The organism is Paenibacillus sp. FSL R5-0486 (assembly GCF_037975155.1).
GTDB lineage: Bacteria > Bacillota > Bacilli > Paenibacillales > Paenibacillaceae > Paenibacillus > Paenibacillus amylolyticus.
In genome coordinates this window covers 3,041,214-3,063,478 of the sequence record NZ_CP150237.1, presented here as the reverse complement: position 1 = coordinate 3,063,478, position 22,265 = coordinate 3,041,214, and the positions used below count along the sequence as shown (strand labels likewise).

General features: G+C 45.8%; 9 protein-coding genes. All 9 read right to left on the bottom strand.

Going from position 1 to position 22,265, the window contains the following annotated elements; translation table 11 throughout:
• Nucleotides 1-8: 8 nt before the first annotated feature.
• The 9 genes from MKY01_RS13800 to MKY01_RS13760 all read right to left on the bottom strand — a co-directional run bounded on the left by MKY01_RS13800 (nt 9) and on the right by MKY01_RS13760 (nt 22,205).
• Entirely contained in the window at nt 9-1,001 is a 993-nt protein-coding gene (locus MKY01_RS13800; protein WP_339286656.1) for a DUF6731 family protein, read from the bottom strand.
• Between the two features lie 245 nt (nt 1,002-1,246).
• Nucleotides 1,247-2,920 (bottom strand): ribonuclease J, encoded by a 1,674-nt coding sequence (locus tag MKY01_RS13795; RefSeq protein WP_339286654.1) that lies wholly within the window; start codon nt 2,918-2,920, stop codon nt 1,247-1,249.
• Between the two features lie 157 nt (nt 2,921-3,077).
• On the bottom strand, nt 3,078-4,349 hold the full coding sequence (gene rhaA, locus MKY01_RS13790) for an L-rhamnose isomerase (protein ID WP_339286652.1): 1,272 nt from the start codon (nt 4,347-4,349) through the stop codon (nt 3,078-3,080).
• A gap of 18 nt (nt 4,350-4,367) precedes the next feature.
• Nucleotides 4,368-6,437: a bifunctional aldolase/short-chain dehydrogenase gene (locus MKY01_RS13785; protein ID WP_339286650.1), complete on the bottom strand. Its 2,070-nt coding sequence runs from the start codon at nt 6,435-6,437 to the stop codon at nt 4,368-4,370.
• Between the two features lie 179 nt (nt 6,438-6,616).
• On the bottom strand, nt 6,617-7,597 hold the full coding sequence (locus MKY01_RS13780) for a glycoside hydrolase family 5 protein (RefSeq protein WP_339286648.1): 981 nt from the start codon (nt 7,595-7,597) through the stop codon (nt 6,617-6,619).
• A 363-nt stretch (nt 7,598-7,960) separates the two neighbouring features.
• A complete protein-coding gene (locus tag MKY01_RS13775; protein ID WP_339286646.1) occupies nt 7,961-10,300 on the bottom strand; it encodes a beta-galactosidase in 2,340 nt (779 codons plus the stop codon).
• A gap of 52 nt (nt 10,301-10,352) precedes the next feature.
• Nucleotides 10,353-13,691: a DUF5107 domain-containing protein gene (locus MKY01_RS13770; RefSeq protein ID WP_339286645.1), complete on the bottom strand. Its 3,339-nt coding sequence runs from the start codon at nt 13,689-13,691 to the stop codon at nt 10,353-10,355.
• 173 nt (nt 13,692-13,864) lie between these two features.
• Nucleotides 13,865-14,575: a trehalose operon repressor gene (gene treR, locus MKY01_RS13765; RefSeq protein WP_076249494.1), complete on the bottom strand. Its 711-nt coding sequence runs from the start codon at nt 14,573-14,575 to the stop codon at nt 13,865-13,867.
• 127 nt (nt 14,576-14,702) lie between these two features.
• Nucleotides 14,703-22,205 carry a fibronectin type III domain-containing protein gene (locus MKY01_RS13760; RefSeq protein WP_339286643.1) on the bottom strand — a complete coding sequence of 2,501 codons (7,503 nt, stop codon included), beginning with the start codon at nt 22,203-22,205 and terminating at the stop codon, nt 14,703-14,705.
• Nucleotides 22,206-22,265: the final 60 nt, after the last annotated feature.

Here is a 22,265-nt window from a genome sequence, read left to right as displayed (position 1 = left end):
TCTTATTATTAGACTATTCCCAGGACTCTCCTGATATCCGATCTACGTGTAATGTACTTTTCAAGCATTTTCCCGTGGAGAAACTCATGTCCGATAGTCTTTCTTGGTTCAATCTCAACAGAAATTCTGTCTGTCATCCTGGGCTCGATAAGGTTAATAACCTCAATCGGAGCTTCTTCGTCTTCTTTCATTGTTAACTCAATTTTTGGTCTCTGATCTGCAGGTATATTTTGAAATTCACTTAGAACTTCTCTTACCGCCGCTTCGTCTAAGCTAGCTGTTTTCTCAGCGACTCCAAGTGATACAGTAATTTCGATGTTTACACCTTGCATCTTAAACAGTGTTCGTCTTGCATCACTGATTAAACTATCGCCGTCAAGGGCAGAATCAAGGGAAATATCAGAACCTTTGATTCGTAGTTTCCTATAATAATCTGCTTGAAGAGCTGATTTTAGCTTGGTATGATCAAGAATTGGAGTTAACCTAACTGCCAAAATCTCATCATCCTCATAACCCTTCTCATCCAAGAATTTTAATCGCATCTCTGTCAGATACTGCTCAATTTGAATCGTGCTTAAACCATATAGATTTGACTGCACCATTACAACTTTGTGCACGTCATCATATATTATGGTTACAAAGTGACCTATAAATTCATCATCTTCTAGCATTATTTCTTCTTTGATCTTCCCGATTTTCTTCTTGGATGGAATATTCGTATCAACCAGTTTAGATAGCTGAAAACCATAGGTTTTATATTTCTCGGTGTAAATGATAGAACCTGGTTCTAGTTCTCCCCGTTCGTCTCCTAATAAAACAGAAGTATCAAAATTTTCTTTGTTGGAATCAAGAAAATTCAAAAACTCCGTCATATCCCACAGATCTGCTGAGGAAAAAGTAATATCCTCTCGCTCAACTTCAGCAATCTGCTTTTTAAACGCTTCTTTGGCGGGAACCAGTTTAACCTCAAAGTAATTAAATCTAACATATTTTCTCGCCATCAAAAAACCTCCTTTTATTTACCTACAATATTCAACAAAAGGAGGCATTTTCCTGCAAAATTATATCTTTTTACCTAAGATAAATGAACTACCCCACCAACAAAAGGGAACACATGTTCTATTATAAGATGAATAACTGCATCTGTAAATAGAATTATAATCTAGAAGGCTCCACCAGCGATATGCCAGTGAGGCCCTCTTTACCCATGCTATCGGATTTGACTGGATAGTACCATAATTCCCCTTCAAACCTCAATAATAATAGGCAAGATCATAGGTCTTCTCTTTGTTTGAGCGTAAATATAGTGACCAATCTCGTCTTTCAGCTTTCTTTTGATCACATTCCACTGATTCACCCCAGCCCCGGTCAACTCACCCATCCGGTTTAGAACCAGCTCATGAATCTCATGCATGAATTCTTCCGAATCCTTAACAAATACAAACCCTCTAGAGATAATTTCGGGTGACGTGACCATCTGTTTTTCCGTTTTGCTCAGTGTAGTCACGATCACCAGCATGCCATCGGAGGACAGTTGCCTGCGGTCGCGAAGTACAATATTGCCGACATCACCCATGATCAGACCATCTACGAGACTATTTCCTGATGCAACTTTGGGACCTAACGAAGCAATGCCGTCTTTGTACTGGACCATATCCCCATTATTCACGATAAACACATGATCACGCTCTATACCTACGGATTCAGCAAGCAGTCTGTGTTGATACAACATGCGAAACTCACCGTGGATCGGAATCAGATAATCCGGTTTCATCAGGGTTAACATCAGTTTGAGTTCTTCCTGACTGCCGTGTCCCGATACATGCATCCCAGCTACACCACTTGAACCATATATCACACGTGCTCCGAGAACATACAGGTTATCAATTACATGTGCAAGATTTCGTTCATTGCCCGGAATGGCTCCGGCAGCAATAATGACCGTGTCCCCGGCGTTAATTCTTACGTGAGGATGTTTACCGGATGCCAAACGTGACAATGCTGCCATCGCTTCTCCCTGGCTACCGGTGCATAATACAACAACTTGTTCTGGTGGAAACTGATCCGAATCGATAGCTTCAATCAACAATCCATCAGGAACTTGCAAATACCCCAATTCACTGGCCACCGATACCACATTCACCATACTTCTGCCCAACAGTGCCAGTTTGCGGCCCGTCTCGAATGCTGCATTCACAATCTGCTGTACCCTGCTGACATTCGACGCAAAGGTCGAGATGAATACTTTTTGTTTTGCACGGATAAAGGCATCCAGAATGTGATCCCCCACAACACGCTCAGAAGGTGTAAATCCGGGTCTTTCTGCATTGGTACTCTCGGAGAGCAAAATATGGACACCCTGTTTGCCAATCTCGGCCATACGGTGCAGATCTGGGAAAGGTCCATGTACAGGCGACATATCAAATTTGAAATCTCCGGTATGCACAACATTGCCTGCTCGGGTCTGAAAAAAGATACCAAGACAATCCGGTATACTATGGCTGGTTGCAAAAAAAGAAACCTCGATCCCTCCCAGCGTAATGCTGGAATGAGCATCGATCGTATGCAAGTCGGCTTTGCGTAGCAACCCATGCTCTCTCAGTTTAAGTTCGATCAGCCCACGAGTGAGCCTAGATGCATACACCGGGATGTTCATTTGTTTTAACAAATAGGGAATGCCACCAATGTGATCTTCATGTCCATGGGTAACCACAAGACCCCTTACTTTATCCAGGTTCTCCAGCAGATACGTTACATCCGGAATGATCAGATCAATTCCAGGCAAGGTCTCATCAGGAAACTTCGAACCACAGTCAATCACGATGATGTCCTGATGGTACTGGATGAAATACATATTCTTTCCTATTTCATTCACGCCGCCAAGTGCAGCGATATACAGTTTGTTGTGGGCTAGATTCAACTCTATTATTCCTCCTCTGCGTGGCAATCGTATACGATACGGATCTATATTCCTAGTATGGGAGCAATCGCCTCAGTTATGCATTACAGCGTGATTATGCCAAAAAACCACCATGGAATTTTCATTCCATAGTGGTTTATACGAAAAATAAATGCGGTTAAACCAATGATTTATCACGCTGTAGTAATACGTCTTGTTCATAGGTTTTGATATCGGTGATCCACTTTTCACGGACTGGAACGCCTTGCTGAGCACAATAGTAGTCCCAGATCGCGCCAAACGGATAGGATTTGAACTCTTCCGTTAAGGCAAGGCGCAACGTGTAATCCCCTTCCAATTCGGCTTGTTTCAAGGAATCCACTGGTTCGAGCATCGCACGCAGAAGAGCTTTGATCGTGTTACGAGTACCCACAACCCATGCAGCTACACGGTTAATACTTGCATCAAAGAAATCCAGTCCAATATGTGTGGTCGCAAGCAGATCATGTCGAACCAGTTCACGGGCAATTTCCAGCAGCTCATCGTCCATGATTACCACATGGTCACTATCCCAACGCATCGGGCGGCTTACGTGAAGCAGGATGCCGCTTGTAAACAAAGACAAGGACGACAGTTTATTGGAAATAACCTCTGTAGGATGGAAATGACCCGCATCCAGGCAGATTAACGTATCATTTTGCAAACCGTAACCCATATAGAATTCATGAGAACCCACCACATATGCTTCCGAACCCAGACCAAACAGCTTACTCTCTACCGCGTCCAGGTTGTGCTCCGGGTTAAGTGGTTCGCCGAATACTTCATCCAGCGATTCTTTGAGACGTTTGCGTGGTGTCAACCGATCAACCGGATTATCCTTGAATCCGTCCGGTACCCATACATTGGTTACACAAGTCTGACCAAGCTGTTCCCCGAAATAAGCACCAATCCGGCGGGATGCCTTGCAGTGATCAATCCAGAACTTGCGAATTTCAGGGTCTGGATGACTGAGCGTGAACCCGTCACTTGATTTTTCATGGGAAAAACATGTTGGGTTGAAGTCCAGACCGAGTCCTTGTTCTTTAGCCCATTTTACCCAGTTCTCATAATGCTTTGGCTCAATCTGATCCAGTTCAACCTGCTCGTCTGTATCCGTGTAGATCGCGTGTAGATTGACCTTATGTTTGCCGGGAATCAGAGCAAAAGCTTGCTCCAGATCGTTACGAAGCTCTACAGGTGTGGTCGCAGCCCCCGGATATTGACCTGTAACGGAAATACCACCTGTTAACTCCCCATCTTTATTCAGAAATCCTTTGACATCGTCGCCTTGCCAGCAGTGTACGGAAACTTTGATTTCCGCGAGTTTGTTCAGTACCTCGTCCGTATCAATTCCGTGCTGGGCATACAATGCCTTGGCTGCTTCATACGCTTGCTTGACTTGGTTATCCATCCGCAAGAACCCCCTATTTTAACGTGTAAATGCTGCCGGTACTCCGCCATCAATGGTCATCATACAACCGGTTGTTTTTTCGGATTTCGAAGAAGCAAAGAATGCGATTCCTTCCGCAATATCTCTTGGATAGATATTCACGAGCAATGTCGTCCGTTTGCGATAATACTCTTCCAATTGATCCGGTTCAATTCCATATGCCGCTGCACGTTCGTTTCTCCAGGAACCGTTCCAGATCGCTGAACCCTGTAGAATGGCATCTGGAAGAATCGTGTTGACACGAATGCCATACTCTCCACCTTCTGCTGCAATACAACGTGCCAGATGCGCTTCCAGCGCTTTCGCTGAACTGTAAGCAGAAGCACTCTTACCTGCATACACCGAGTTCTTGGACCCGATAAATACCATGCTTCCCCCAATACCCTGCTGTTTCATCAGCTTGAACGCTTCACGAGCCACGAGGAAATACCCTGTACCCAGAACATTCATATTCAGGTTCCATTCTTTCAGGGACGTTTCGTCAAATGGGCTGGATGTCGCCAATCCGGCATTGTTCACGATGATATCCACTCCGCCATACTGCACCGCAACATCAGCATAAGCAGATTGAACGGCTTCCTCATCGGTGACGTCCATTTTCAGCGCATAAGCACGATTCGCACCGTACTGATCATTGATTTCCTGTGCTACTTTCTGTGCGCCCTCCAGGTTGAGATCAGCAAGCACCACATGTGCGCCTTCAGATACCAATCTGCGTGCTGTTTCACTTCCGATCCCGCCTGCGCCGCCTGTAATAAACGCCACTTTACGGGAGAACTCGGTTTCTGCTGGAGCCAAAGACAATTTGTACAATTCCAGCGGCCAGTACTCCACATTGTAAGATTCATTTGCACTGAGTGATACGAATTGACCCAGGCTAGTAGCTCCACGCATAACGGCAATGGCTCTGTGATACAACGCTCCGCTTACTTGGGAAAGCGCCCAGCTCTTGCCTGTATTGATCATGCCCACACCTGGAATGAGGATAACGCGTGGTGCGGCTTCGAACATGACGTCACCTTCGTTTTTGTTGCTCTCAAAATACTGCTGATATTGCTCTTTGTAGGCCGCGACACCTTCTACCAGCTTGGCTTTTAAGCCTTCAATATCTTCCGCATCCGGTGTCCAATCGATGAACAAAGGTACCACTTTGGTATGTACCAGATGATCCGGGCAAGCTGCACCTACCTGTGACAATTCCGGTGAATCTGCTCCGCCCACAAAAGCAAGTACGTCCTCTTGATCGTCAAAGGACAAAATCATTTTTTTGCTATCCGATACCGCTCCACGAATTGTTGGCATTACACGTGATACGATCTGACGACGAACCTCTGCTGCAAGTGCCGGGTGTTTCACACCACCAAACAAACTTCCTTCATCCACCCGTGCTTCGATGAATGCTTCTGCTTCGTTGATAATCTTGATCGTTTGTGCGTAACATTCCTCGGATGTTTCTCCCCAAGTCACAAGTCCGTGTTTTTCCATCAGTACGAGTTCGGCATTGGGATTCGAGAATACGCTTTCAGCAATCATTTTAGATAAGGTGAACCCTGGACGAACGTAAGGTACCCATACAAAACGATCACCGTAGATCTCTCTCGCCAATTCCTTGCCGTTATGCGCACAGCACAAGCTGATAATGGCATCCGGGTGCGTATGATCCACATGTTTATATGGAAGAAACGCATGCAGCAGAGTCTCGATAGAGGCGCGCGGGTGCTTGGCATCAATCATGCAATGTCCCAGATATTCAACCATCTCTTCATCCGACATGGATTCACGTTCAATTAATGGTCGAATGTCTTCGAGCCCAAGTCCGGTAAAATGTTTCGCTTCCATGGAACCCAGATCAGAGCCGCTTCCCTTCACATACATTACTTCTACATCACGACCACGAAAATCCTTCACTGTCGTTTTGGTAGAGGTATTACCACCGTAGATGTTACATACACTGCGATCAGTCCCAATCAGATTGGATCGGTAAACCAACTGCTCAAGTCCTGTTGTTTTCTCAGATGCCTGCGATGCATTCCATAAACTCTGTACCATTTGTTTCCCTCCGATAATGTTTGTTTTATTCCTAATCCGAGTTTAACATCTTTGTTTTATTTTGAAAACAAAATATTTTAAAACCAAACGGAAATATTCAAAAGTCATTATAGATTGAACTATTTTATTAAAAAAACACCCTGACGTGAACGTCAGAGTGTTCCTGTTTCATCAGCGGATTAGAAAATCCCCGCTTTTTGAGAAGTGTTTTTAATACCATAGGTATCATTAACTACGGTGTTGCCAAAGCTCGTTAAGCTTCCGTTCGGACCTGTGGCCATGTCCAGATAGTTTAGACCGGAGCTGTTTCCGTACCAAGACCAGGCAAGCCAACCTACCCCTTTTTCCTGACCATATCTCATAATGGCATACTCGTCCACATCACCGTTTGTGTGATATCCCCCGAATTCACCAATGATCAGAGCCAATCCTTTGTTCAGCACATTTTCCATATTGGCTTTGACCGTTGCAGCATCTTTGCCAGCATACTCATACATATGAATGGAGAAGACCGTATTTTTCTGAGAATCGGTTGCAAATACACTTTGTCCATAATCCACGATGGATTGAGGGAACTGTCCCCATCCGGCTGCATCCACAATTAGCGTATTTTTAATTCCCGCATTTCGGAGTTTCGGAATGGCTTTTTTGTAACCATCAGCCCACGCACTTCCATTCCACGTTCCATACCATTCATTGGCGATATTGACGATGACCCGATCTTCTTTGCCAATCAAAGCTTCCTTAATGCTAATCCAGTAGTTCACTACCGCATCCAACGAATTATAGTCATCTTTCCCTGTGGCGTCATGCACCTCGAGTACAGCTATCATTTTATTTTGGTTAACCACATTAATAATATTTTTAACAGCGTTCAGATCATCTTTGGTGTACAGGCTACCATTCGAAAGAACTATGCGTACCGTATTGGCACCTGTTTTGGCGATTGCAGGGATAGCGGTATTCAAATCATTTTTGAACCAGGAATGTCCGTGATTAACACCTCTCATGACAAAAGCCTTGCCTGTGGAATCATGCAACTTGTTACCGCTTACATAAAATCCTGTAGCAGCAGATGCTTTGGGGGCTGCACTCCCTAATACCATGAACATGAGAGCAGCAATAATCGTGAAGATTGTACACTTTTTCAGATTAACCATTCGTTTGGAACCTCCTGTATTTGTTTTTTTTATTTCAATTAACCCTGCTCTAGGCAAGAAGTTAACTAAAATCGTTGGTAATAGAAGTTTTTTTATTATTAAATAAATAATAATTAACTTTATCTAAGTTACGTTATTTAGTTTAAATAAACTTTATCGTTAAGGTTATGAAGTTATAATAAATTGAAAACGCTTACCAGTCAAGATCTTTTTTCCATGATTAGGAATCATTTTGTTTTTAAATAACACAGCAAAAAAGGCTCTTTCCCCTCACAATCGTTCGGAGAAAGAACCCTCTGTATTATTAACGAAAGTTAACTCTTGTTTAAGTCTTGTTTATCTGTTGTTTAACTCCTGATTTGACTAAGCGTCTTCCCTAAAACCCGTCAGTACCAACCCAACCCGATACTGTGTTCTCACCCGAATCTCATTAAACTTTCCAATCTCCACACCCTCAAACCGCTCCACATAAGCCTGATTCACATAACTCTCAGTCGTCCCTTTTCGAATTGGGGTTATAGACAGACGAAGCGCGTGATCAGCCAATAAATGACGGGATTGCTTCAAACCAAGCATCCAGCTGTGTCCATAGTGAATATGATCCGTTAACATCTGATGATGAATATGTGCTGTTGCAACGTCTCCTTCATAATCAATCTCAATCCACACGTCATCTACTTGTTCCGGCCACGCTGTGTCCAATCTCAGTGTTGCTGCATACTCTTTCGGATAATCAACCTCTACAGCAGGCTCGTAAGGCGAAACTTGGAATGTATACGTACCGAATATTCCCTGCTTCGACTGGGATGACACAGCATATTTCGAAGCTGAAACATGCTCTGGAGTCGGATAAAAGGATACTTCCATCTCTGGTTGCTCCACAGATGTACATAGGAGCATCTCATTCTGTACATACAGATGACTGTTGCTAATTACAAGCCTTTCTTCTCCGCCCACACGGAAACGGTAGGCATGTAATGCCTCTTCACGGGTCAATGTAATGATACGTATGACCATACCGTCCGATGTTGTAATCCCCAGATGATGGTCCTTGCCGGCAATCGGATGTATCACAACTTCATTCCCCTGCTCTGAAACAGTGCCTTCGGGCATATCCACATTTGTAACAGATGATGCATCAATAACATACTCAGGCATCATGCCTTCATGGGCATAAAAGACAGCCGTAAGCTCCTGATTTACCATAAATCGGGTCAGTGGCTGAACGGTAGCACTAATGATCTTCATTCCATTCAGATTCATATGGAAAGGCAGAATGGCTGCCATGCCGGATTTCAGCTGCATAGTTCCTTCTCTTGGGTATAAAACAGTCCCTTTGCTGGTATGAAGCTCCAATTGTATATCACGATCAGGCATCGCCACATGATCCTGATAATTATTCATGAACAGGAATCCCGAGCCATCTTGTTGGCGAACAGACCAACGCATATCCATCGTGTTCTCCGGTGTTATCGCATGTTGACCATCCGGTACAACACAGCCCATTGGTGCAAGTAACTCACCGTATGCTTCCAGGAACATGGACAAGGTACGAATGCGGTCATACGATTCACCAACACGCCCAAATTCCCCGAGTGGCGATTGGTAATCATACGTCATTTTCGGCAATGCCTGCTCGTTCATATATGAATTTTTGCCTATCGGATTGGTCCCCCCGTGATACATATAATACCCAACCAGATTGCTGCCGTTCGCAAGTTTCACAATGGTCATCGCCTCGACACTGTCCGCATCAACAACCGGACGAGCGTGATAACTGACCTGCATGCCTCCAGCAAGCTCGCAATACGCAGCAGGGTACTCCAGACTGTCATAATCCACTTCTTCCACAGGATCCATATGCAGATCCCGGAATAAATACTCCCGGCTTGGAGGCTGATTGGGAATCCATGGTGTGTACGCATACCCCGCTAGCATAGGCAATGTTCCTTCTTCCGGCACCGCAGCATTGCCCCAGGCCGTGGCAGTATAGAACATCGGCTTCATACCGACTTCTTCGGCAATATGGCGAAGCATCTTCAGATGTTCTCGCCCGTCCCGGCCGGAGGAAATGTATTTTTCGCGGGTATATCCCCAGGCATCCATGGGTGCGCCAGCGTGCATATACTCATTTTCCAACTGTACCCCGATAACAGGGCCACCCTCCTGATAAAAGCAGCCGTTGAGCTGACGGGCAATCTCCCGATATAATCGCTTGGCGTAATACAAATATCCTTCATCGTTCGACCTGACTTCAAATGGATAACTGAATAACCAATCCGGCATTCCACCATTACGCACTTCCCCATGACAGAATGGACCAATTCGTACGATCAGAGGCAGCTCATGTTTGCCACACAGATCCACAAAGTGCCGCAAATTCAGATTTCCTGACCAATTAAATTCGCCTTCCTGCTCCTCGTGAAAATTCCAGAAAACATAGGAAGCGACAATGCTCACCCCGCCTGCCTTCATCTTCAATAATTCTTCTTCCCACTGCAAGTAAGCAAATCTGGAGAAATGAAACTCACCTACCACCGGAATATGGGGTTTAACATTACGAGTCATATAATAGTTGGTAAAATCATACGATTCCCCTCGTGGGCTTTTGCCGCCACTGCCAGTCATGCGACCCGCACGAATCTCTTTATCTTCCGCATCCAATATGAAACGAATCTGGCTACCTGCTATAGTATCATTCATGGATTATATAACTCCTTCGATATAAATGGGATGTGTTGAAACGATTATCAATTTATCGATGGATGATTGCCCCTTGATGATTCGGGTTTTTCTCCAATACCCGGTCCAACTCAAGTTTGGCTTCACTTGTCCGCCCCAGCCCCAGAAGACCCAATGCCCGCATATACCTGCAATGTTCTTCATTTCGCTGATTGAGATCGTCGTCAAACACTAGAAAATCGGGCAGAGATACCGCAAAATAATCCATTCGGATGTGATCATGCATATGTCTTTCCGCATAGTCAATGAGTTTGTTAAAGCGTCGGTTTGCTTCCTTCACATTGCCAAGTTTCTGCCAGGCCAGACCCTGATAATAGATGGATTCCGGCGGTTGATCATTATAAAACATCGCGCTTGCCGGTTCATTCAAACCGATGGATGCTTTGTGGAAACTTTCCTCTGCCGACTGATTACTCTTCAGTTGCTGGTAGGCACAGCCAAGATAAAAGTAAACTGGGTTGTCTCCGGCTCCCTCCAATTTACCTTCACCTAAGTTCTCCGGGTAAACCAAAGCCTTCTTCAACAATTCCATTGCTAGTTCAGGTTGTTGTTTCTCCAGATTTCGCTTCGCCAGTTCCGTCAGTGCCGTAACATATTGTCCTGTTACCTTACCTTCTCCACCCTCCCATGGATGAAACCGCCGGGTCTGAAGGGCATTCCATGCTTCTTGATGACTACCTTGCATATTCAATAACGTCACCCACTCGATATAAAGATCATCACGGTGGTGAACCAACTCCATATGTTGTTCCAGCAATTTGACTCGATTCTCGCAGGAATACCCTATCTTCTTGTGCAATTGATCCAACTCGTAGAAGATTCGGGCATCCTGTGAATCCAACCGGAAAGCTTCCTCTAATGATGCCAGTGCAAGATCGGGGCGATTCAGCTTGTTATAATAAGCCAGTCCCAGATTCCGATGTACAGTCGAATATGCAGCATCCACCTCGCGTGAAGTTTCCCAATGGGTAATTGCTTCCTCGTAGCGTTTATGATCATATAACCAATTTCCCAGGTAATAGTGAGCACGCGCATCATTCGAATCCACTGCCAATGCATCCTGAAGCACCATGAATTCAAATAGCGTATTGGGAAAACAATAATCCGTTGGAGCAGCTTTCCCCTGCTTTTGACATTCCCGGGCCTGCTCCACATCCCCCAGCTGACGATACAAGTAGGCCTGAGCATAACCAACCATAGGATACGGCTGTGAATTTTCGGATTCAACATAAGAGAGTACCGTCAATGCTTCTTCCCACAATTCACAATCCGCGTAATCTGCGGCTAGATTCAGATAATTATAAACGTCTTCTCGCATCAGACGATGGAAATGCTCACGTGTTTGCCCCGCTTGTTCTCTCTCTGAAGGTGCAGTTGCTCCGCTGTAAATCAGGACTAATTCATGTGCGGCTCCAAATTCAACCGGGTCCAGTTCCAACGTTTCATACGCATATTGGATGGCCCTTTCATGCTGACCCAATCTACGCAGCAAAGCCACCTTCAGATGTCGAGCCTTATAATTTCTGGTGTTACGAATCAGCGAACGTTCGATGTGTTCCAAAGCTTCGATGTACCGATGTTGCCCCGTATCGATCTGAGCAAGCATGTAATAACCTGTATCCTGATACTGTGCAGACCATACGGCTTTATACAGGGCTGCGTAGGCTTCTTCCTGTTTCCCTTGTAATTTCAAACTTAGACCGAGTTGGTAAAATGCTTCACTATCATACGGATTCGTATTTTTCCATGTCAGCGATTGAACGGCCTGTCTGAAATGCTTCTCTGCATCTTGGAACAACCCTCTACGCAGTAGCAATGTGCCATAAGCAATGTTTAGACGAATATCCGTTGCATCACGCTTCAAACCTTCCAGATAATAAGGTTCCGGTTCATACGTGGCATGCCGATATTGCTCCAAATGAAGACCCGCCAGATATAGTTGTTCATTCGTACGAATCTCGGATGGTAGCGGGAGTGGTGTGGCCGGATCTGGAACTTCCTGAATCTCAGAACGTTCAGGTTGATAGGCTACAAGTACTTTTCCTTCCGCAGTTCGAACACTTAACTTCAACTGATGCCATTCATCTTGTCCGCTCCACGGGAATGAAGATTTATATAGATCCGTAGGTGAGATATTACATCTCTCTTGGAGATATACCATGGTTGGTCCTATCACTTCAACGGTCACTTGTTCAAAAACCGACGTCGCATATACCATCACGGTTACCATTCCGGTCGTTTCGTCCATTTCCAGATTAACCGCTGCATCAATCGTTGCATTTTTGACCATACCAATTCCTTTATACGGCATAAAATACTGCGAGAATGATTTCGCTTCATAGGGCTGTAACCACGTAAAATCAGGTTGATTATCGGTATAGATCCCGGTCATTAATTCAATATAAGGTCCATCCTCGTCCGTTAACTGACGATCCCAGGCTTGCCCGAATTCCCCGTTCCCCCAGGTCCATTGCTTCTTGCCCGGAGAAATATGATGATTGGCTACATGCAACAAACCTGCCTGAATCCCATGGTCATAACCCCCTACAAAATTATAATCCGACTTATACGCCATATAGGATGTTGGAACCGGTATGTTTTTGTATCGCGAGATATCCACACCTTCGGAATAGTCCATCTTGTAATAGGTGCCGGTTGCGATGGGAAAGCGGGATACGTCCCGTTTTCCATGGTCCAGCACAGCCGTTACATCAGGTGGAAACACGGATTGCGTATGATCGTTGACAGCTACAGCCGGGTTGGCCCACCATAGAAAAGTTTGAGGTGCGCTGGTACGATTGTATACCTCAGCATGGATTTCAAGATAGGCTTTGCCGGGATGTAATGTGAAGCCAGCGGTCATTTTGGTACCATACATGCGGTCAATCTCACCCACCCACACGGTAGCGCTTCCATCTTGATTACTGCCAAATGTATAATCGACTGGACCAAACGTGTTGGGCCGATGATGCTGTGGCCAGTTGAATTCAATTCCTCCGGAAATCCATGGCCCTGCCAGACCCACGAGCGCAGGTTTAATCACCCGGTTATAATATACAAAATCGTAGTTGTTGGTCCGATCCAGCGCACGATAGATCCGTCCACCCAGTTCGGGCATCATCTCGATACGTACATATTCATTTTCGAGAATAACTAATCGATACGACTTCATTTTGGCCTCATCTTCAATGCTGTCGATCACGGGATGCGGGTACACCTTACCCGAACTCCCCTGGTAGATTCTCTTTTCAAGAAACATCGGATTTTTGTCCGGTTTACCTGTACCATAGGTTGGAATATCTCTGGTTTCTTCCCATATGCGAACATTTGATTTCGCTGTCACGTGATTCAATTCCCTCACTCCTCGGCCTCGTATATATTGTGATCATACGCTCCGACATGCAGGAAGAACATTGACATTAAGCGGTTCTTGATGGACGATCTTCGGATTCCCCCATAACCAAAGAGAGCACCTATCCACTGAATAATGCAGTGAAAGGTACTCTCTGATCGATCTTGATTAACTTATCTGCGACGTGCAAAATCCACAAATCTGAACTTGTCCGGTCTGTGCCTCGACTCCGTATACTGAAATTGACTGGCATCCTCCAGGTACACCTGGCTCCTCACCACAACTACATTGTGGAAACCTTCAAGGTCAAGTAGTTCCCTGTCCTCTGCGGTGGGTTCTTCCACCAAAATCTCTTTTTTGGCAAACGAAATCGAAAGCCCCAGCTCTTGCTCAATGTACTGATAGATGGAATCATTACAGATCTCTTTGCTGAGCCCAGGAACAAGCCGCTGGCTAATATAATCTTTGTCCAGTATGACATGCTCTCCATCCACTTTGCGCACACGTCTGATCTCCCAGACCTGTTCATTCAGGCCAAAGTTAATTTTTTTGTGCAACGCCTGATCCACCTGTTGCTCCTCAAAAACCTTCACATACGTTTGAGCACGATGTCCCATTTTTTTGGCCAATTCCTTGAAGCTAACCAGACCTGAGATGGGAAAATCGATCTTGCGTATATCCAGTACAATCGAGCCCTTGCCTTGAATCTTCTGAATATAACCTTCTTCATACAACATTTTCAATGCTTTGCGAATAGTCTCTCGAGACGTTTGATAACTTTCCGATAGATCCAGTTCCGATTGAAGTAACGTCCCTGCCTCAATCTCTCCGGTCCGAATACGATCTGCAATATCTTCATATATCCGGATAAATTTATTATTCATTATTCATCACCATTGTTCATTACCCTTTTTTTATCATATTGGCAACCATTATAGCATTAAAAACCAATCAAGCGGTAATGTCGTTACTGCCGATGATTGCAGTATCACATGTAAGAATCAATTCAATCTAGATATGACGATCAAACGCTGACGCTTTCTCCACTTGATCTGTACGGTTCGCATCCATAACTTGAATCAGCTTATTTAAACGGAAGATCAGCGCTGCAGCTTCGGATCTGCTTAAGTGCTGCATGGGACGGAAGCTGCCGTCTTCATATCCGGTAATCATGTACAAACCTGCAAGTTCCTGCACTTCTTCTTTGGCCCAATCAGATACATCAGTCTGGTCGGTAAACGCTCTTGGGGAAGTCAGCGGTTCCGGTCTGATTTTACGAACAACATTTGCTATAATCTTGGATGCCTGTTCCCGTGTCACCAGCGCATGTGGAGCGAATTTGCCGTTCCCCATGCCTTGAACCATCTCATGATGAACGGCTGCCTTAATCTCAGGAGCAAACCAATCCTCATCGTTCACATCCTGAAATCCATGTTGTTCATTAACCGTTGTGTCCACACCCATCAGACGCACGATTAATGCAGTGAACTCCGCACGGGTGATCGGACGGCGTGGCTCGAAGCGAGTTTCACTTACACCTTGAATGATATTTTGTTCCGCCAGCCAGGTGATCTGATCTTTATTGAATGTTTGGCTGATATCAATAAATTTGATGATTTTTTTCACAGGTACATCAGGCTGCTCAGACGGTTCTGGTTGTGAACTCACCTCATCGGCTTGTTCCGATGTACCGTTTGGACTCGGGGTTGCACCGCCACCGCTCCAGGAGGATGGTGGATACGGAAAAGTCATGGCTGCTGCCCGTTCTCTTTCACTTTTTTCACCTGCTGAATTCTCCGTCCATACTTCCACCTCATAATGCTGCTCGGCATTCAGTCCTGTCCATACATGACTGCGCTGCGTGCCACGGTAGATCTCACGATCTTTATGGGTGATCACAATCACCTCATTTATTGAATCCAGTTCCCAAGTTAGCTTAATCGCACTTGTGCCTTGCGCTACGGCTGCAACTGTCAGATCCTCGGAAGGCAACGTCTCGAATTCCGGAACCTGGAGCGCCTCACCCTCACCTGCCTCATTAAATGGAACGATTGCAAAGTCAGTATAACGCTCGGCACTGTTTAATTCAGACACATGTATGGATGTCTCCATGGTCGTTCCTACAAGCTCTTCATTTCGATAAACCCGATAACCCCCAGCACCAGGAATCAGTTCCCATACAATGTCTGCACCATACATGGAACGCCCCTCTACTACAGGAGATGAAGCAGCACTACCAGGCAAAGTCATTGCATGAAGGTAATAACCACCATCACTACTGCCGGAGGCATTCATGGCCTTCACTGTATAGATATAGTTCACGCCCGGTTCGAGTTCCTTGTCGTCATAGAACAGTTCGTCTGCAAGAACACGAGCAATCTCTACACCGTTACGCTCAATGATAAACTGCTCGGCACCTTCGACCCGGCTCTGTTCCAATAGAAGACGAATGTGATCCTTCGCTGAATTAAACTCTACTTTGACAGGAGCTACTGGTTTGGTCAGAACGGAATACGCCAGCTTCTCCGATGCATCTCCCTGATCATTCTCTGTATAGATTTCAATCGAGTACTGTTTGCCTGCATCCAGTTGATCAACAATAAACTCTTTTTGTTTGCCTCGGTATACTTCTGTACCATCCAGTAATATAACGAAAGTTTCGTTCCCATAAGGGAAGTCCCATTCCAGTTTGGCGTGATCTGTCTCCGGATATATCTTCATTTCCAGTGAATCAACATGAGGTAAGGTGTAAAAAGGAATCACGGTCATTGGGCTTCCTGAACCAGCCGTATTATAAGGAATAATCTGTACCTGATCATATCGGGTTGCACTCTCCAGATGAGTTAATCTCACCTCTGTGATATCCCCTTCTTCAATCGTGGTGAACATCTGATCTCCGATACGTACGGTATATCCCTCCGCACCTTGTACCTTTGGCCAAGAGATCAATCCCTCTTTTTCCCCAATCTTGCTTGCATGTAAAGGTTCATGAATGATCGCAGGCAACGTTCGCAAGTGAACTTCGAAACCGGAATCACTCTCTCCCGTTGCATTGGATGTTTTGATGGTATACGTGTAATGCTCTCCTGGTGTCAGTCCAAGATCTTCAAATGAAGCTTGATCCGCTGGAACCTTAGCGACTTCAACACCATCCCGCATAATGATGAATTGCTCTGCTCCCCGTGTTGAGCTTCCAGTCAGGTCCAATACCGCAGTCTTATCTGTGATGTGTGTTATGCCTGCCGTCTGAGGTGATATGGGTTTCGTTAAAACTTGAATCTGAATAGACTCTGACCGATGCCCGTCTTCATTAATCGCAACAAGTTCGAATTCATACGCCGTGCCATCCAGGATACTATTGAGATGTACAGACGGTTCAGACACGCTCTGCACATCTCCCGTTACCCGATTACGAATCTCATATGCTACTGCTCCCTGAACAACATCCCAAGCCAGATCCACCACATGTGTTCCGGCTTTCACTGTTATACTTTCTGCAACCAATGGCAACGTTTGAGTCATTACACTGAAAGTAAGCGGCGCACTCGTTCCACTCGTATTGACTGCCCGAATCACATAAGTGTATTTCGTTCCTGGCAACAGATCCTTGTCTACGAAATGGGTTTCACTTAAATCCATCTGAGTGATCTCTCTTCCATCCCTTTCAATGACATAATGATCTGCCCCTTGGACACCAGTGTTACTGAAATCCAGACCCAGGCTGTTTTTTGCCACATCATATAACGCAACCTTAACGGGTTTCTCAGGCAAAGTCAGCAGAGATACATCCGTCGCTTCAGAACGAGTTCCCTGTCTGTTGACCGCCCATAGTTGATAGCGATGCCACGTTCCATCCTTGAGTCCTGTAATCGTTGCTTCATTCTCCATTCCTCTATAGATCTCCTTACCATTCTGCTCAATCACGTATTCAGCGGCACCTTTCACGACAGACCAGGAAACTTTTGCATGATGTACTCCTGAATCAACAAGTACTTCGGCAGGCGACACAGGTTTGGACAATCGGATGAGCTGAGCTGTTTCACCTGATCCAGAAGCATTCACAGCCTGAACTTCCAAAGCGTACTCTGTACCTGGCAACAATCCCTCAAGCATGTAGGCCAGTTCTGATGTTCTGCCCATTTCTGTTCCATTGATTTTCACAATATAGAGATTCGCCGTATCTACAGCTTGCCATGCAAGTCCCATACTTGTCTCACCAGTCGATGTGACATTAAGTCCTTCCGGCCTGCTAGGTAGCGTAAGAATTGTACTACTGGTAGATACACCGTACCCGGCAGCATTGCCCGCCTGTACTTCATAGGTATACTCATGACTGCTTGACAGGTGGTGAACTGCGAGTTGTGTATCTGATATCTCATGGCTCTGTCCATCGATGACCACCCGATATTTCGTTGCCCCAGCTACAGGTTCCCAGCTCAAGATTGCTCCCTGTTCAGTTACTTGAACAACGTGAAGTCCCGACGGGCTCTCTGGTAGCGTTGTTCCTGATACCGAACTGCGCATCCCCTGTCCACTTCCGTTCACTGCTTGTACATCCAGTTGATAAGATGTTCCTGAACTCAGTCCCGCATAGACCCATTCTTGGGTTCCAGCAGGAACCGTTCCCGACTTCTCTCCATTCAACCATAACTCATAACGGTCGGCTCCTCGTACTGCTTCCCAATTCAGACGAAGGCTCGCTGTGGAAGCATCGGATACCTGTAAGCCGGACACTTGCCCAGGTAAAGTCTTGAGCAAAGGCAAACCTGCCATCGGTCCTGTTCCTGTCTCATTTTCGGCTATTAACGTATAGCTGTACTCCGTTCCGCTATCCAGACCCGAGTCCAGATACTCCGTCTGCTCTCCTTCATATATGGCTGCTCCATCACGTGAAAGACCATAATACGTTGCAGAAGTCACTGTCTGCCATTCTAATGAAATATCATGCTCCTGAATTTGAACGGCCATAAATTCTCCGGGCATTGCCGGCAGTGTGAGGAATCCGGTTCTACTGTTACCACCTGCTCCACTTTCATTCATTGCCGTTACCGAAATGTTATGAATGGTACCTGGAACGAGGTTGCTAACATAGGGAAGGCTGCCAGGATCAGATACCGTCTGATCAAATACGGTGGCACTGTCCGAAGTAGTCGCGATGATGCGGTAAGCATCTGCTCCTCGTACTGAATCAAAATGAATTTCGGCCAAATTGGGCTGTGAATCTACTTTTCTAACGTGCAACGTTCCGGGAGCTGCCGGGGTAGTTAATACTTGAACACTTACTGCATCACTTACTCCGGTATGGTTTCTCACTCTAACTTCATATTCATAGACCTGACCACCGCTTAGGGAGTTATCGATTATACTGTGGTTAGGATAATCCAGTGTCCATGGCTGTCCTGTCGTTTTATTCGTTATCTCATACTGATATCCATTGGTATACCTTTCCCCTGTTGGCAAATCCACTGTAAGTTCAGCTGATGTCTCAGTGATCTGTGTCATTCTCACATGACTCGGTTGCTCGGGCTTGCGTTGAATATGGTAAGGTGATGATGTTGTCTCATATGTATTCCCTGCTCTGTCCATGGTTTTCGCATGGATGTACCATATACCTTCCGATTCGATGGATATTTTATGCTGGTCAGAGCGGGCTTCAAGCCAATGCTCCGGTGATTCTGCACTGTTCGTAACTTGATAGAATTGTTCCAGTTCTTGAATGCCTGAGTGGGCGTCGGCATACTGAATGGTAGTGGATATATCCATGTCCGTCCATCCATGTCCATTCGGGGCAAATGTAATCGTGGGCGCGATCTGATCCACATAGGCGATTCGACTGATTTCCTTGCTCACATTGCCAACGGTATCCCTTGCTCTAGCTCGAATGGTGGTACCGCCGTTTGTGCTTACTGTACCCGTATTGCCTGCAATATAAGGAGCATCGTTCATGCTGTATTCATAGGAAATTGCTTGTTCATCCACACTTCCAGCAATGGTGAATTGCACATGCTCTTTACTCCATCCAGAAGAACTTAAACGAATAACCGGCTCGGTTGGAGCTGTCGTGTCGATTCGAACTGTAGCCTGAGCGGACGTGCTTATATTCCCTACACGGTCAAGTGAACGTGCATATACGATCGTTTCTCCCTCATCGGTAACCGTCACTTCGCCCGTGTAATCGATCCAGGGACCTTCTTTGTTAAGTCGATATTGGCTCTTGGCAAGCCCACTGCCCGCATCATCACCACTGTTTATTGCAAAAGTTACATCCTGATTCGTCCAATTCTCTTCATTTAACGTAATCGTTGGTTGCTCAGGCCCAGTCTTGTCGATTCTGGCTGTTGCCGAAGTGGAAGCACTGACATTGGCGGCCCGATCAACACTTCGTGCGTAAATCTCAGTTATCCCTTCTTCACTTAGTGTAAGAGGAGCCTTATAGTCGATCCATTCTCCCTCACTTCCCAGCTTATATTGTGTCAGACCAATGCCACTTGCTTCGTCCGTACCCTCCGTTAATGTCACGGTTACCGCCGCTTTTGTCCAATCGGGCGGATTCAGCGAGATGACAGGTGGCGTTGGTGCCGTCCGATCTACTCTGGCTGTCACAGCCGTTTCCTGTCCTGTATTACCAAACGCATCAATACTGCGTGCCATAACAGTTGTGTTTCCTTCACTGTTTACGGTAAACGGAGCGCTGTATTCACGCCATTCTCCTGCCGGACCAACTTTTACTTCAGTCTTCTGAGTTCCGCTCAAGGCATCCTTTCCTTCTTCAACCGTGATGAGAACATCTTCCTTGGTCCATGAGGATGGAGTGACTGTAACGGAAGGATCAGTTGGACCCGTTGTATCTTTAATCATCTCTCCAGCGGATATAAATGGGGTCTGTATCCCTTCACCATTCAGTGCCGCCACAAAAACTTCATATTTTCTATCCGCGAGTCCGGTCAGGGCAAATTCTGTACGTGTGGAAGTTGTTGTTCCCGTTGCGAGGACTTGCCCACCTGGACTGCGTATTTCCGTTTTGTAATGAGTGCCCGCAGGATTGCTATTATTATTCCAACTCGCTGTAACAGAGTTGCCTGATTGTGTCACAGCCGCAGCAGCGGGTGGATTCGCCAATGTATATTTGGTGGATGGACTGGAGTACCCCGTGAAGGAACCACTTGAATTTTTGGCACGTACAGCAAAAGAATAACTGGTATTCGGAGTGAGCCCTGTCACCTGCCGACTGTTTGACGCACCTGTATCCACGATCTGATTCGTGGTCATATTCTTCAGCTCATATGTAACAGAGGCGTCATTGGCCTTCTTATCCCAGTTGACCGTCAAGTTATTAGGGTTAACCAGTGTATACGTCGGCGTTCCAGGCACAACAAAACTTCTAACCGTAAAGTTAACGGTTCCTGCTGAGGACACCCCACCTTTGTCATCCATGACCCATACTTGCAATGTGTGCGTACCATCTGGCAGGGTGTCAGGCAATGTGTAGTTAGTGTTGAAAGACTGATTTGAACCCGTCGCGGTCATCTGGGTCAAAATGTTCTCAGACCCACCATCAATGGACCATTTCACGGTCAATAGGTCGCCTACATCCGTATCTCGTGTTGTACCAGAGATCTGAAGTTGCTCGCCTTTGTAATACGTTTGCCCCGAAGAAGGAGCCGTTAGTGTAAATGAAGGCGGAACGTTCTGAGGGCCGATTCCCACGATCGTTGAAAATTTGCGTGAAGCCTGATTCGCTGTTGCTTTGGCATTCCACCAGAATTGCGCAGCTGTATCACTCGCCGTAACGGTCTGGCCTGGAGTGAATGACGAAGGTGAAGAACCCCCTGTTAGCTGCGCATTGTCCGGACCGCTGTACTGTCCCATGTATATGCGATCTGCATTCACAACATTGTACGTATTCGCATAAAAAGCCGTGACCTGAACGCCGCCGCTGTAATTGCGCCATCCATTCTCGATGACTTCAAACGGAGATGCATCATTGCCATTCACCATCGTATCCCAATAAAATGTTCCACCCAAATTCAGTGCCGATCCACTGCGGTTGATGGCTTCCAGTTCAACCTTCATGTATCCACCTTGTGAGGTAGCATTAACGATAGATACACGCAAAATATATTCGACATTGTCCTTTTGCCGGGACATTTCAATCACATTATTGTTAATTCGGTAATAATTAAGCGGCAATGTTTTGAAGTTCACGGGTGATCCATTATGGTCGATAATGGTGGATACATTCCCTGTATCACCACCGTAAAATACATTTGTGTTTGGTAGTAATACAATTCTGTATTTACCATCACTGTTCATCTCCACTTTCACCTTGGAGGACTGTACAGCCTTCATGCTGGACGTATCGGATACAATCCCGATGGTTTCAACCGTTTCAGCCATTACCGTCGTTGCGCCCCATTCAAGCAACAGGGCTTGAGGTGATAATAACGCAAATGCCAGTACCACTTTGGTTAATTGTTCCGCTTGTTTCTTCACACGTTTTCCTGATTTCTTCAACGTCTACTCTCCTTTTTGGCACACAAAAAAAAGGAGGCACCCCAACAAAGGAACGATGTC

Coding starts and splice junctions, on each gene's coding strand:
- MKY01_RS13800 (WP_339286656.1), bottom strand. CDS start 1,001: ATGGCGAGAAAATATGTTAGATTTAATTACTTTGAGGTTAAACTGGTT.
- rhaA (WP_339286652.1), bottom strand. CDS start 4,349: ATGGATAACCAAGTCAAGCAAGCGTATGAAGCAGCCAAGGCATTGTAT.
- MKY01_RS13785 (WP_339286650.1), bottom strand. CDS start 6,437: ATGGTACAGAGTTTATGGAATGCATCGCAGGCATCTGAGAAAACAACA.
- MKY01_RS13780 (WP_339286648.1), bottom strand. CDS start 7,597: ATGGTTAATCTGAAAAAGTGTACAATCTTCACGATTATTGCTGCTCTC.
- MKY01_RS13775 (WP_339286646.1), bottom strand. CDS start 10,300: ATGAATGATACTATAGCAGGTAGCCAGATTCGTTTCATATTGGATGCG.
- treR (WP_076249494.1), bottom strand. CDS start 14,575: ATGAATAATAAATTTATCCGGATATATGAAGATATTGCAGATCGTATT.